Here is a 14043-nt window from a genome sequence, read left to right as displayed (position 1 = left end):
GCGCTCGGGACAGCGGAATCCACATCTGAACGAGATGCGACAAGCGATCCTGGCGGCCAAGACATCTAGGATAAACCTCCCACACGATGGAGAGCGGTAATGAAGAGCATTCAGAATTTCGGGGTCGCGGTGCGTCTCGCCCTTGGCTTCAGCTTCCTGATCTTGCTGATGGCCGGCCTGAGCATCTATTCGACGGTCAAGGTCGCGGAGATCAACAGCAATCTCGAAACGATCAACGACGTCAACAGCGTCAAGCAGCGGTTCGCCATCAATTTTCGCGGTAGCGTGCACGACCGGGCGATTGCCATTCGCGACGTGACCCTGGTGGCCTCGGCCGATGAGCGCAAGGCGGCCGAGGCATTGATCGAAAAGCTCGCGGCTTCCTATGCCGAGAACGAAAAGCGCATGGCCGATATGGTCGCATCGCCGGCCGGTGCGACGGACCAGGAGAAGTCCATCCTGAAGGAGATCGCCGACATCCAGGCGAAAACCAATCCCCTGGTCGCCCAGATCATCGCGCTGCAGGAGAAGGGTGACGGCGAGGCTGCCCGCAAGATCCTGCTCGAACAGGCGCGGCCGGACTTCGTTGCCTGGCTCGGCGCTATCAACAAATTCATCGACTACCAGGAAGCACTGAACAAATCGATCGGCGGCGACGTCCGCAGCACGGCAAGCGGCTTCAAGCCGATCGTCCTGACGGCGCTGGGCATCGCGGCGCTCCTTTCCGTCCTGGCGGCGGTCATTACCGCACGCACGATCGTTGGCCCGCTGGCAAAGCTGCAGCTTTCGCTGAAAGCGATGGCGGAGGGCAATCTCGATGGCGATCGTCGCCTCGAAGCGCGCGGCGACGAGATCGGCAAGCTTGCCCGCGCCGTGGCGGGATTGCGCGACGCCATTTCGGCAAAGGCGGAGCGGGAAGCCGATGCGGAAGCCAGGCGGGCCGTCGCTGAACGGCATCGGCTCGAACAGGATGCCGACGAACGCCGTACCCTTGCCGAGCAGACGGACCGGGCCGTTGGCCAGCTTGGCAGTGCATTGCAGGCGTTGGCCGATGGCGATCTCACGCAGCAGATCGGCATGCCGTTCATCCCATCCCTGGAAAAACTCAGGGCCGACTTCAATTCCGCCGTCGAAAAGCTCCGCGCCGCCATGCAGAAGGTGGCCGAGAACGCCAGCGCTATTGCGGCCGGCGCACAGGAAATCCGCTCAGCTTCGGACGATCTCGCCAAGCGGACCGAGCAGCAGGCCGCCTCCGTCGAGGAGACCGCCGCTGCCCTGGAAGAGATCACGACCACCGTCGCCGACTCCAGCAGCAGGGCTCAGGAGGCTGGCCAGCTCGTCCGCAAGACCAAGGACAATGCGGAGCGCTCGGGCAGCGTCGTCCGGGACGCGGTCGATGCCATGGGCAAGATCGAATCGTCGGCCACCGAGATCGGCAGCATCATCGGCGTCATCGACGAGATCGCCTTCCAGACCAACCTGCTGGCGCTGAACGCCGGCGTCGAAGCTGCGCGCGCCGGTGAAGCCGGCAAGGGCTTTGCCGTCGTCGCCCAGGAAGTGCGCGAACTGGCGCAGCGTTCCGCCAAGGCGGCAAAGGAAATCAAGGAGCTGATCAATGCTTCGAACGGCCATGTGAAAAACGGCGTCGCCCTGGTTGGCGAAACCGGAAAGGCCCTGCAGGAGATTGCGGTACAGGTGCAGCAGGTCGACGGCAATGTCGGCGCCATCGTCGGCGCCTCGCAGGAGCAGGCGACCGGGCTGAAAGAAATCAATACCGCCGTCAACAGGATGGACCAGGGCACGCAGCAGAACGCCGCCATGGTCGAAGAAGCCACAGCCGCCGCTCACAAACTCGCCAAGGAAGCCGATGCGCTGTTCCAGCTCCTGGGCCAGTTCAACATTGGCGGAGCGGTGGCATCGAGGCGCATATCGCAGCCGGCCCCCGCGGCGCAGCATGCTCAGCCCGTGGCTTCGCCGGCCCGCCAGATGGTTGCCAGAGTGAGCAAGTCGTTCCAGGGGAATGCGACCCAGGGGAACGCAGCATTGGCCGGCAATTGGGAAGAGTTTTAAACTGCAGAGGGTTCTGCTGAAAAATAAAGTAGCGAAGGGCAGCGTTTGCTGCCCTTCGTGTTTTTATCTTACGCCCGAGCCGGGACCTTGGCCGGAAGCAGGGCGTTGACCACGACGGCAACGGCGATGTTTGCCGCGAGCGCCAGCAGTCCGGTATAGACGGTGAAGGGTTCACCGCCGAGGCTGATCAGGTGCAGCGGCTTCCAGCCGGCGTCCCAGACCAGGTAGGTGCCGCCGCAGAAGCCGACGAACCAGCCGGCAAGCAGGCCGGGTGCACGGAACCAGTTGGTATAGAGGCCGAAGACCAGGGCCGGAAGCGTCTGCAGGATCCAGATGCCGCCGAGCAGCTGCAGGTCGAGGGCGAACTGGGTCGGCAGGAAGATGATGACGAGCAGCGCGCCGACCTTCACCACCAGCGACGTCACCTTCGCGACCTTGGCTTCGCCGGCATCGCTGACCTTGGGGTCGACATAGGCCTTCCAGAAATTGCGGGTGAAGAGATTGGCCGCACCGATGCTCATCACCGCCGCCGGCACCAGTGCGCCGATCGCGATCGCCGCAAAGGCGAAGCCGGAGAACCAGCCCGAAAACAGCGTCTTGAACAGGGTCGGAACGACGTCATTGGCGCTGTCGAGCTTCAGGTTGGCGGCATGGCCCATATAGCCGAGCAGGGCCAGCAGCCCGAGCAGCAGCGTATAGGCGGGCAGCATGATCGCGTTCTTGCGGATCGTCTTGCCGCTGTTGGAGGCAAAGATGCCGGTCAGCGTATGCGGATACATGAAGGCCGCGAGCGCCGAACCGAGAGCGAGCGTGGCATAGGCGACATACTGGTTGCCGCCGAGCAGCAGATTGCCGGCGCCCTTGGCCTGGAAGGCCGCATCGGCCGAGGCGAAGACATTGGCATAGCCGCCGAGCTTCGACGGGATGAGGGCGACGGCTGCGATCACCACGATATAGATCATGATGTCCTTGACGAAGGCGATCAGCGCCGGGGCGCGCAGGCCCGCCGAATAGGTGTAGAGCGCCAGCACGATGAAGGCGATCGCCAGCGGCAGTTCGCCATGCAGTCCGAGCGCCTTCAAGACCGCCGTCATGCCGACGAGCTGGAGGGCGATGTAAGGCATGGTGGCGATGACGCCTGTTGCCGCGACCGCGAGTTCGAGGCCGCGCGATCCATATTGGCCGTGGACGACGTCGGCGGCCGTCACATAACCAAAATCCTTGGCGCGTTTCCACAGGATCGGCATGACCATGAAGACGAAGGGATAAACGACGATCGTATAGGGTAGCGCGAAGAAGCCGTAGGCGCCGACCGTATAGACCAGCGCCGGGACGGCGATGACGGTATAGGCGGTATAGAAATCGCCGCCGACGAGGAACCAGGTGATCCAGGTGCCGAAGTTGCGTCCGCCGAGGCCCCATTCATCGATATGGGCGAGCGTCTCGGGCTTGCGCCAGCGGCTGGCGACGAAGCCCATGACGGTGACGAGGGCAAAAAGGAAGATGAAGACGGCAAGCGCCGTGCCGTTGATGTCAGTCGTCATGGCGAACACTCCGATAGGCGATCCAGGTCAGCGTCGCGGTGATTGGCACCCAGAGAAGCTGATACCAGTAGAAGAAGGGAAAGCCGAAAAGCGACGGCTCGCGGAGATTGTAAAATGGCGGCCAGAGCAGACCTATGTACGGAATGATCAGCAGCCAGAGCGCTGCCTTGCTACGTGGTTTTTCCATGTCGGAGTACCTTTCAGGCGCCGCGGGGCGGTCGCCATGTTCCAGTTGTCGGCGTGGAAGGCAGGTCTGTCAGCCGGCGGCGGCAGCAGACCCCGTTCGGGTCGCTCGAGCTTTTCCGGCCAATCGGAAGCTGATGTAACGCATGTGAATTCCTCCCAACGGCTTGGCGCTTGGCAAGCCGCGAATGGAGTCCTAGGGCGTCGGTTTTATCCCCACAAGATGGGCACAGAGCCGAAATACCGGGCTCTACCCAGAAGTGGGTAGGCGCGAATTCGCGTCGATTTTCGAGGCGATGCCATGGTCGAGCGCATAGCGTATGAGGCCCGCGGTGGTGGCAATGCCAAGTTTCTTCTTGAGGTTCTTGCGATGGGTTTCCGCCGTGGCAGAGCTTATCCCGAGCACTTCGGCGATCTCGCGGTTGCTCCGGCCGGCAACGATCAGCCCGAGGATATCGCGTTCGCGCGGCGTCAAGGGGTCGCTCCCCTCCTCCACCCGTTCCCCCATCAGCGCGTCGAAGACGCCGGAGGAGAAATAGGTGCCGCCATCCGCGACCGTTTCGATCGCCGCGACGATCTCCTCGGTGGAGACGTCTTTCAGAACATAACCGGCGGCGCCGCGCATGACTGAAGAGGAGATATACTCGCGACTGTCATGCATGGAGAGCATCACCACGCGGGTCTGCGGAAGTTCGTTCCTGAACAGTTCGATCGCATCGATGCCGCTGAGCTTCGGCATGTTGATGTCCATCAGCACCACCTGCGGCTGGATCTGCCGGGCGATATCGAGCCCGGTCTGCGCGAGGCCGGCGGTGCCGGCGACCTCGATATGATCGAATGTTTCGAGCACGGCTTTCAGCCCGTCCAGCACCAGCGGATGGTTGTCGATCAGGAGCACCCTTATTTTCGGGCGTTCGGTCATGCGGCTTCCGCCTGCTTGCCGGCGGGCAGATTGGCCGATCGCGGCATCATTGCCGTCAGTGTCGTGCCGGCCTCGCTGCTGTTGATGAGCAGCAGGCCGCGGAAGTGCGCCATCCGCTCCTGCATGTTGCGCAGGCCGAGGCCCGAGCCGCCGGATGCGCTATCCCTGGCGTCGTCGAAGCCGGTGCCGTTGTCGGAGATGGTCATGCGGGCGCGGCCGCCGTCGCTCCAGAGCCTGACCGAGAGCTTCGAGGCGCCCGAATGCCGCTCGACATTGTTGAAGGCCTCCTGGGCGACGCGATAAAGGGCGGTGCTGGCTTCCGCCTTCAGCGTGCCGGCGAAGCCCGAGGCGTCGATCTTCGTCTCGATCCCCGTCCGTTCGGCAAAGTGATGACAGAGCGCCTCCAGCGCCGCCGTCAGGCCGAGATCGTCGAGCACGCGCGGCCGCAGATCATGCGAGAGCAGCCGGATTTCCTTGATCGCGCCGTTCAGCGCCTCGACGCCGCGCTCGATGGTCAGCGACGCCTCGTCGACATTGGTCCGGACCTTGCGGCCGGCGAGATCCATCGCATAACGTACGCCGAGAAGGGTCTGGGAGATGCCGTCATGCAGCTCGCGCGCCAGCCGGGTGCGCTCTTCTTCCTGGGTGTCGATCACCCGCTGCGTCAGCTCCTTGAGTCGGCTGTCGGCCATGCGGCGCTCGTGGAAGGTCAGTAGCATGCAGGTGGTGAAAACAACGAGCACCGACGGCACGGCGATCAACGCGACGATCACGAAGGTTCGCTTGATATTGGCGCGCATCACCTTGTTGGCGGCGGCACTCTGGGCGAAGACGTCGTCCAGGTAGACGCCGGTGCCGACGACCCAGTGCCATTTGTCGAGGCTGACGACGAAGGAGAGCTTGTCGGCGATCTGTCCGGTCGAAGGTTTCTGCCATTTGTACTGGTGCAGGCCGCCGCCCGCCTTTGCCGTGGCGATCAGCTCGGCAATCACCTTGTCGCCATCGGGATCGGTCAGGTCGAGCCAATTTTGCCCATGCCGAAAGCTCTGGCGCGGATGGACGATATTGTTGCCGTCGTAATCATAGACGAAGAAATAGCCATCCTTGCCGTAGTCGAGCGAAGTCAGGATTGCCGCCACCTGCTGCTTGGCGGCTTCGTCGTCGGCCCCGGCCTTGTCATAGATCGTCTGGATGGCGGAGAGGGCAAGATTGGTCAGATTGAGGATCTCGGCTTCCTTGGTCTTCAGCATGTTCTGCTCGAACGTATCGATGCTGTTCTTGGCGAGGTTTGCCGATTGCCAGGTGATGAAGGCGGTGATCGCAAGGATCGAGATGACGAGCGGGACGATCGCCAATGCGATGATCTGGTGTCGTAACGTCAAGGATCGTTCCTCCCGAAATTTGAGCCCGGAATTATGCCCTTTGCCGAAGGCGAGTCCAGCGGCTTGTCCGGAGCTATTCGAGCGGTACGAACAGGCCGAGCTTGACGTCGCGCAGCACGACATTGGTGTGCATGCGGCGGATCTGCGGATTGTCAGCCATGATCAGGGCGGCGATGTCGTCATAATGCTCGACGTCTCGGGCGGTGACGATCGCGATCAGATCGACTGCGCCGGTGACGTAATAGACCTGCTGGATATGATCCTGCTTCTCCGCCCAGACGCGGAACTTCGCCAACGCGTCGTAATTGTCCCGCTCGATCTCCATGCCGACGATGAACACCATCGATGTTCCTGTCGCCTTCCGGTCGACGACGGCGACCTCCGCCTTGATGATCCCCTCTTCGCGCAGCCGTTTCAATCGCCGCTGCACGGCCGAGACCGACAGTCCGATCCGTTCGGCGATCGTTTCGGCCTTCAGCTGGCAGTCGCGCTGAACGATATCGAGAATGTCACGGTCAAAACGATCCAGCTGTTCCATTGTCCAGTCCAATTCCAGTTATGGCATTTCATAGTTTCTGCCGCATTCGATGCGTGAGGAAGATTATTTTGCACAAAATATGCAAAAGAGGTGATAATTGCGCGAAAAAACCGCGTTCTTTTATCATTATCCTTTGCAAACTCAGTTCAGCCGGACCCATGCATGTCGGATCAGCCCTTTCCTGCTCTTCGCGTCGAAGATCTCCATAAAAGCTTCGGCTCGCAACAGGTTCTCAAGGGTATCTCGACCGAGGCCCACAAGTCCGAGGTGATTTCGATCATCGGCTCGTCGGGCTCCGGCAAGAGCACCTTGCTTCGATGCATCAATTTCCTGGAAACGCCGGATCGCGGCCGCATTGCCGTAAACGGCGAGGACGTCGCGCTGAAAGTCGGCCGCGGCGGGCGGCTGCAGCCGCAGAGCTGGCGGCAGATCGAGCGGCTGCGGACCGGGCTCGGCATGGTCTTTCAGAGCTTCAATCTCTGGGCTCATCGCACCGTGCTGGAAAACGTCATCGAGGCGCCGGTGCATGTCATGGGCATTTCCAAGCGCGAGGCGATCGAAAAGGCGGAAGCCCTGCTCCACAAGGTCGGGCTGTTCGACAAGCGCGACGCCTATCCCGCTTTCCTGTCCGGCGGTCAGCAGCAGCGCGCAGCGATTGCGCGGGCGCTCTGCGTCGATCCCGCCGTCATGCTGTTCGACGAGCCGACATCGGCGCTCGATCCGGAGCTGGTCGGCGAGGTGTTGAAGGTCATCCGCGATCTCGCCGAGGAAGGCCGGACCATGCTGATCGTCACGCATGAAATGCGCTTCGCCCGGGATGTCTCGAGCCGCGTCCTCTTCCTGCATCAGGGACGGATCGAGGAGGAAGGGCCGCCGGAACAGGTTTTCGGGGCGCCGGTCAGCGCCCGTTGCCGGGAATTCACCCGCCTCAGCGCCCATTGATCCACACCAGCCATCATCGACAACACACGAACCAGGAGAATCCTGCGAATGAAACTGCTCCCCACGCTTTTTGCCGGCGCGGCACTTGCCCTTTCCGCCGTCGCCGCGCAGGCCGAAGTCCGCTTCGGCGTCATGAACGAATCCTATCCGCCCTTCTTCGCCAAGGACGCCTCGGGTGAGTGGCACGGATGGGAAATCGACCTGATGAACGCCGTCTGCGCGGAGATGAAGGAGAAATGCTCGATCGTCGACATTTCCTGGGATGGTCTCATTCCGGCTCTTGAGAGCAAGAAGTTCGACGTGATCTGGTCGTCGATGTCGAATACGGCGGAACGCTCGAAGGTGATCGACTTCACCGACAAATATTATAACACGCCGAGCACCCTGATCGGTCCCAAGGACCAGAAGCCGGGCGCCACGGCCGACGACGTCAAGGGCAAGACGATCGGCATCCAGGTGTCGACGATCCAGTCTGAATATTACAAGAAGTATTTTGCCGGCGCCGCCGAGGAGAAGACCTACCAGACCCTCGACGAGGCTTTCCAGGATCTCGCCTCCGGCCGTATCGACTACGTCTTCGGCGATTCGCTGGCGCTCGACGCGTTCCTCAAAAGCGACGGCGGCAAGGATTGCTGCGCCAAGATGGGAGATGTCGCCGACGACAAGGAAATTCTCGGAGCCGGCGTTTCGGGCGGTCTGCGCAAGGAAGATACGGAGCTGAAAGCCAAGCTGAATGCGGCGATCGCTGCGGTTCGCGCCAACGGCCAGTATGACGCCATCACCAAGAAATACTTCGACTTCGACATCTACGGCGCGAAGTAAGCAGTCTCGGCGATGGCGACCGCGCAACAAGGCATTCTGGACCTGCTGTCTCCCTATCCTCCGGGATGGGGCGGCGTTCTCTTGACAGGTGCGGTCTCCACGGTCGCCATTTCGGCTTGCGCCTTCGCCATCGGCCTGCTGCTCGGCACCGGCGGCGCGCTCGGAAAGCTTTCCGGCAATCGCGCGCTCCGTCTCGTGCTCGATCTCTATACCACTGCCATCCGTGCCGTTCCCGAGCTGATCCTGATCGTCGGGCTCTATTATGCCGGCACCGACGGCCTCAACCGGCTGCTGGCGGCATTGGAGCTGCCGCCGGTCAATGTCAACGGCTTCGTCGCCGCCGTCGCCGTACTCGGCTTCGTGCAGGGCGCTTATATGACGGAAGTGCTGCGCGGCGCGATCCTTGCCATTCCCACCGGTCAGATCGAAGCCGCCAAAGCTTTCGGCATGGGACCGGCGCTGCGATTTCGCCGCGTCCTGCTCCCCGCGCTTTTGCCGAACGCACTGCCGGGGCTTGCCAATCTGTGGATGTCGGTCACCAAGGACAGCGCGCTGGTCGCCGTCGTCGGCTACCAAGAACTGGCGCTCGCCACTCGCCTCGCCGGGGCGAGCACCAAACACTACTTCGTGTTTTTCCTCGCGTCCGCCTTTCTCTACCTCGCCATCACGCTTGTTTCCAACGTCGCTTTCAAGCTGATCGAGGGACGGGTGCGGCGCGGACAGCCGCGTCTCGCCTGAGGAGCCGCGCCCTATGAGCTTCTCCTGGATCTCTTCCTATTGGCCGCTGCTTCTGACCGGCGCCTGGCAGACCGTGTCGCTGCTCGTCATTTCCGTCGTATTTGGTTTTCTCATCGCCATCGGTCTCGCCTTCGCGCAGGTCAGCGGCGGCAGGCTGACGCGGCTGCTTGCCCGCGGCTACTGCACCTTCTTTCGCGGCACACCGCTGCTGATCCAGCTGTGGCTTCTCTATTACGGTGTCGGCTCGCTGCTGCCGATGGTTCCCGGCATCCGCCAGAGCCTGTTCTGGCCGATCCTGCGCGAAGGCTTCTTCTTCGCCGCCGTCAGCTTCACGCTGAACTATGCGGCCTATGAGGCAGAGGTTTTGCGCGGCGCCCTGCTGGCCGTTCCCAAGGGCGAGCTCGAAGCCGGCCGGGCCTTCGGCCTGTCGCCCTGGAAGCTGACCCGCCGTATCTGGCTGCCGCGCGCCATCCGCATCGCCCTGCCGACGATTGCCGGAGAGATCGTCATGCAGCTCAAGGCGACGCCGCTCGCCTTCACGGTGACGGTGATGGATCTCTATGCCGTGGCCAACAAGGTTCGCCAGGACACGCTGCTGGTCTATGAGCCGCTGCTTGTCGTCACCCTTTTCTATCTCGCCCTGACCGCCGTCATCGCCCGCGTCTTTCGAGGTCTCGAAGCGCAAGTGCCGGTCCGGCGTTAGGCGGACGGACGTTCCTCACTTTGTTTTTAAAGCCCGCCGCCGGTAACGGCGCGACAGCCTGAATGGAGATCTCTTCATGAGCACCACACGAATTCTCGATGGCGGCATGAGCCGCGAATTGCTGCGGCTCGGCGCCGAATTGAAGCAGCCGGAATGGTCGGCCCTGGCGCTGATCGATTCACCGGATATCGTCCGCGAGGTGCATAAGGAATTTATCGCCGTCGGCTCTGAGATCATCACGACCAACAGCTATGCGCTGGTGCCCTTCCATATCGGCGAGGACCGATTCCAGACGGAGGGGCCAACACTGATCCGTCTCGCCGGCCGCTTAGCACGCGAGGCGGCCGATTCCGTCACCGGTCGCAAGGTGCTGGTCGCCGGTTCGCTGCCGCCGATCTTCGGCTCCTACGAGCCGCAGAATTTTCGGCCTGAACGGGTGCAGGATTATCTCAAGGTGCTGGTCGAAAACCTCGACCCCTTCGTCGACATATGGCTCGGCGAGACCCTGAGCCTGATCGCCGAGGGCAAGGCCGTCCGCAAGGCGGTGGCGGCATCGGGCAAGCCGTTCTGGATCTCGTTCACATTGGCGGATGACGAGGCGGACATCGAAAGCGGTGAGCCAAAGCTCCGCTCCCGTGAAAGCGTCGAGGAGGCGGCCTCCTGGGCGGTTTCGTCAGGTGCCGAAGCCTTCCTGTTCAATTGCAGCAAGCCTGAAGTCATGCAAGGCGCCGTCGAGACGGCGGCGCGCGTGTTCCGCAAGGCGGAGGCTCGGATCGAAATCGGCGTTTATGCCAACGCCTTCGAAGGGGAGCAGGGCGCATCGGCCGCCAATGAAGGCCTGCACGACACCCGCGACGATCTGAACGACGACGCCTATTCGCGTTTTGCCTGCTCCTGGGCCGAGGCTGGCGCAACGATCATCGGCGGCTGCTGCGGCATCGGTGCCGCTCATATCCATCGTGTCGGCAAGGTGCTTTTGCGCTGAAACGTCAGGCGGCGGCGGTGACCATGACATGGTTGCCGCCCACCTGATTGGGATGATGCCCGCCGTTTATTTTCCGGTGCCGAAACTTATGTTTTTCCTGGTGAGGGCCGGTCGATAAATAACTTGATTTATTTCATCACCTTTAATAACTCGACCTCGTATTTAACTGATGGAAGGTCATCATGAATTTTAGATCCGCAACCGGCTGGCTGGCTGCCTCGTTTGTTTCAATTTCCGCAGTTTTCTTCGCCCCCTCTGCCATGGCGGAGCAGAAGACGATCACCGATGTGATCGGCCGTGAAGTGAAGGTCGATCTTCCGGCCAAGCGCGTCGTTCTCGGCTTCTATTTCGAGGACTACATGGCCGTCGGCGGCGAGAAAGCCTATGACGCCGTCGTCGGGATTTCCCGCGAGGCATGGGAGGGCTGGGTTCCCGCGAACTGGAAGATGCACCTTGCCCACCGCCCTTCGCTCGGTGATATCGCCGATGTCGGCGAAGTGGAAGCGCAGACCTTTTCCATCGAGAAAGTGCTGAGCCTCAATCCCGACCTGGTCATCCTTGCCGACTGGCAGTACCAGGCGCTCGGCCAGGACGCCCATCGCTTGGAACAGCAAGGCATTCCTGTTGTCGTCGTCGATTACAACGCCCAGACGATCGAGCGCCATGTCGCCTCGACCGTGCTGTTCGGGGAACTGACCGGCCAGGATGCGCGCGGCAAGGAGATCGCCGATTTCTACGCCGGCGCGCTGAAGGACATCGCGGCCCGTGTCGCCGCATCGGGCAAGCCGAAGCCGAAGGTCTATGTCGAATTCGGCAATAAGGGGCCGGCGGAATATTCCTTCACCTATGGCAAGAACATGTGGGGCGCCATGTCCACCGCAGCCGGCGGGGACAATATCGCAGCACCCTTCGTGGAGTGGTGGGGTCCGATCAATCCGGAGCAGGTCCTGGCGTCCAAGCCCGATGCCATCTTCATTTCTGGCCGCGAGAACAACAAGAGCGAGACCGCCCTGCCGATGGGACAGGGTGTGAAGGCCGACGAAGCCCGCGAAAAGCTCAAGGCGTTCGAAACCCGCCAGGGCTGGAGCGAACTGCCCGCCGTCAAGGGTGGCCAGGTCTTCGGCGTCTATCAGGGCGCCTCCCGCACGATCTCGGATTTTGCGATGGTGCAGTATATCGCCAAGCAGCTCTATCCGGAGCAGTTCAAAGACGTCGACCCGGTTGCCGACTATCTCGGCTATTACAAGAAGTATCTGCCGGTGGCTCCGGAAGGCACCTTCGCCATCGCCGTCAAGGGTTGACCCTGACAGGCCAATCTCTGCGAGCGCCATGTCCGATGGCGCTCGTTTCCAATCGAGAGTTTTCCCATGACAGTGACCGCCCGCAATGCCGAAGCGATCGGCGCGCACCGGCTGCGCGAGCGCAGGCGCTGGCGCAGCCTGCTGATTTTCGTGGCTCTGATGGCGGTATGCCTCGTTCTCGATATCGCCACGGGTCCCTCGTTGCTGTCGCCGGCAGAAGTGGTGCGCTCGCTCACGGGACTTGGCGAGCGGGCGGCGATGACTGACGCCATCGTTCGCGGCCTGCGTCTGCCCATGGCGCTGATGGCGCTTGCCGTCGGCGCAGCGCTGGGGGCCGGAGGCGCGCAGATGCAGACGCTTCTCAACAATCCGATGGCAAGCCCCTATACGCTCGGCATGGCGGCTGCGGCGGGGTTCGGGGCGGCACTTGTTCTGGCGCTCGGCGGTTTCGGCCTCGATGCGATGATCGCCGTGCCGCTCGGCGCTTTCGCCTTCTCCATGCTGGCGGCGCTCTTTCTGTTCACGCTTGCTTCCATGCGCCGCATGACGGCGGAAACCATCATTCTCGGCGGCATCGCCCTTCTCTTCCTGTTCCAGTCGCTTCTGTCGCTCATCCAGTTTCTCTCCTCGCCGGAGCTGTCGCAGCAGATATTGTTCTGGCTGTTCGGCAGCCTGACGAAAGCGACCTGGCCGACGCTTGGCCTGACCGCCGCCGTGACGGCGGTCTGCTGCGCCATGCTGATGGCGGATTCCTGGAAACTGGCCGCCTTGCGCATGGGCGAGATGCGGGCCGCGAGCCTCGGCGTCAATGTCCGGCTCCTGCGCATGAAGGTCCTCGTCATCGTTGCGGTCATGACGGCCACCGCCACGAGTTTCGTCGGCGTGATCGGCTTCATCGGCCTGGTCGCTCCTCACATCGCCCGGATGACGGTCGGCGAGGATCAGCGATTCTTCCTGCCGATGTCCGTCGTCAGCGGCGCGCTGATGCTGTCGGCCGCCTCCGTCGTGTCGAAGTCGATCATCCCCGGCGCGCTGTTTCCGGTCGGCATCGTCACCGCCATTGTCGGCGTGCCGTTCCTGCTATGGCTGATCTTCGCGCCGAAGAGATCCGGCGCATGATCCGCCTCGAAAACATCGCGATCGAGCGCGGCGGGCAGAGAATTGTTTCCGGTGTCGATACCTGCCTGGAAGCTGGAAAGATCCATGCCGTCATCGGTCCCAACGGCACGGGCAAGACCACGCTTCTGCGAGCCCTCTTCGGCGACCTGCCGCTCGCCGAGGGCAGGTTGACGCTCGGCGAGGACAGTCTAGCCGCCGGACGCACAGGCGCGCGGGCGCTGAAATCGTGGCGTGAGAGCTTTGCCTATATGCCGCAGGACACCGCCACGGATATTGCGCTCACGGTTCTCGAAGTCGTGGTTCTCGGCCGGCTTGGCCGGCTCTCGCTGCACATTGATGACGAGACGCTCGACATGGCGATGATGCGGCTTTCACAGACCGGTATCGACCATCTCGCTGGGCGCGACATCGCTTCGCTGAGCGGCGGGCAAAGGCAATTGGCGCTGTTTGCCCAGGTGCTGATGCGCGAGCCGAAAGTCATGCTGCTGGACGAGCCGGTCAGCGCGCTTGATTTGAAGCATCAGCTTGCCTTGCTCGATCTGGTGCGCCGCGAAACGCGCGCCAATGGCTGGGTCACGATGGTCGTGCTGCATGATCTCAATCTGGCCTGCCAATATGCCGACAATCTGCTGGTGATCGCGAACGGCACGATGAAGGCGAGCGGCCATCCGCAATCGATCGTCACGCCGTCGCTGATCGCGCAGACCTATGGCGTGGATGTCGAAGTGTTGCGCGACCGCCGCGGCCAACCCGTCATCCAGCCGCTGGTCGTCGAGAGTGTGTGAGGGCCGCCG

General features: G+C 62.3%; 14 protein-coding genes. 9 read left to right on the top strand and 5 right to left on the bottom strand.

The window, feature by feature from the left end; translation table 11 throughout:
• The first annotated feature begins 99 nt into the window (after positions 1-99).
• Positions 100-2070, top strand: a complete 1971-nt coding sequence (locus tag CO655_RS13250; RefSeq protein ID WP_097664976.1) for a methyl-accepting chemotaxis protein — start codon at positions 100-102, stop codon at positions 2068-2070.
• A 68-nt stretch (positions 2071-2138) separates the two neighbouring features.
• Here CO655_RS13250 and mctP read toward each other — a convergent pair whose 3' ends face one another.
• The 5 genes from mctP to CO655_RS13225 all read right to left on the bottom strand — a co-directional run bounded on the left by mctP (position 2139) and on the right by CO655_RS13225 (position 6639).
• Positions 2139-3614 (bottom strand): sodium:solute symporter family monocarboxylate transporter, encoded by a 1476-nt coding sequence (mctP, locus tag CO655_RS13245; RefSeq protein ID WP_097664975.1) that lies wholly within the window; start codon positions 3612-3614, stop codon positions 2139-2141.
• A complete protein-coding gene (locus CO655_RS13240) occupies positions 3604-3801 on the bottom strand; it encodes a DUF3311 domain-containing protein (protein WP_007539443.1) in 198 nt (65 codons plus the stop codon). The genes mctP and CO655_RS13240 overlap by 11 nt, the downstream gene beginning before the upstream one ends.
• Positions 3802-4047: 246 nt before the next feature.
• Entirely contained in the window at positions 4048-4719 is a 672-nt protein-coding gene (locus tag CO655_RS13235) for a response regulator transcription factor (RefSeq protein WP_097664974.1), read from the bottom strand.
• Positions 4716-6101 carry a cache domain-containing protein gene (locus CO655_RS13230; RefSeq protein WP_097664973.1) on the bottom strand — a complete coding sequence of 462 codons (1386 nt, stop codon included), beginning with the start codon at positions 6099-6101 and terminating at the stop codon, positions 4716-4718. Before CO655_RS13230 ends, CO655_RS13235 begins: the two co-directional genes overlap by 4 nt.
• Before the next feature lie 73 nt (positions 6102-6174).
• Positions 6175-6639 carry an Lrp/AsnC family transcriptional regulator gene (locus CO655_RS13225; RefSeq protein ID WP_010029817.1) on the bottom strand — a complete coding sequence of 155 codons (465 nt, stop codon included), beginning with the start codon at positions 6637-6639 and terminating at the stop codon, positions 6175-6177.
• Between the two features lie 162 nt (positions 6640-6801).
• Between CO655_RS13225 and CO655_RS13220 the strand changes: the two genes are divergently transcribed.
• The 8 genes from CO655_RS13220 (at position 6802) to CO655_RS13185 (ending at position 14034) form a co-directional block, all read left to right on the top strand.
• Positions 6802-7581 (top strand): ATP-binding cassette domain-containing protein, encoded by a 780-nt coding sequence (locus CO655_RS13220; RefSeq protein ID WP_097664972.1) that lies wholly within the window; start codon positions 6802-6804, stop codon positions 7579-7581.
• A gap of 48 nt (positions 7582-7629) precedes the next feature.
• Positions 7630-8403, top strand: a complete 774-nt coding sequence (locus tag CO655_RS13215) for a transporter substrate-binding domain-containing protein (protein WP_097664971.1) — start codon at positions 7630-7632, stop codon at positions 8401-8403.
• A 12-nt stretch (positions 8404-8415) separates the two neighbouring features.
• The gene (locus CO655_RS13210; protein WP_097664969.1) at positions 8416-9141 is read left to right on the top strand and encodes an ABC transporter permease subunit; all 726 of its coding nucleotides are present in this window, start codon (positions 8416-8418) and stop codon (positions 9139-9141) included.
• Between the two features lie 13 nt (positions 9142-9154).
• A complete protein-coding gene (locus CO655_RS13205; RefSeq protein WP_097664968.1) occupies positions 9155-9844 on the top strand; it encodes an ABC transporter permease in 690 nt (229 codons plus the stop codon).
• A gap of 76 nt (positions 9845-9920) precedes the next feature.
• Positions 9921-10829, top strand: a complete 909-nt coding sequence (locus tag CO655_RS13200; RefSeq protein ID WP_097664967.1) for a homocysteine S-methyltransferase family protein — start codon at positions 9921-9923, stop codon at positions 10827-10829.
• Between the two features lie 182 nt (positions 10830-11011).
• Positions 11012-12130, top strand: a complete 1119-nt coding sequence (locus CO655_RS13195; protein ID WP_097664966.1) for an ABC transporter substrate-binding protein — start codon at positions 11012-11014, stop codon at positions 12128-12130.
• A gap of 66 nt (positions 12131-12196) precedes the next feature.
• Complete coding sequence (locus tag CO655_RS13190; protein ID WP_097664965.1) at positions 12197-13249, top strand: iron ABC transporter permease; 1053 nt, start codon at positions 12197-12199, stop codon at positions 13247-13249.
• Positions 13246-14034 carry an ABC transporter ATP-binding protein gene (locus CO655_RS13185; RefSeq protein ID WP_097664964.1) on the top strand — a complete coding sequence of 263 codons (789 nt, stop codon included), beginning with the start codon at positions 13246-13248 and terminating at the stop codon, positions 14032-14034. Before CO655_RS13190 ends, CO655_RS13185 begins: the two co-directional genes overlap by 4 nt.
• The last annotated feature ends 9 nt before the right edge of the window (positions 14035-14043 follow it).

This window comes from Rhizobium sp. M1, from assembly GCF_002531805.1.
GTDB classification, from domain to species: Bacteria; Pseudomonadota; Alphaproteobacteria; order Rhizobiales; family Rhizobiaceae; genus Rhizobium; species Rhizobium etli_C.
This window is presented reverse-complemented; position numbering and strand designations above follow the sequence as displayed.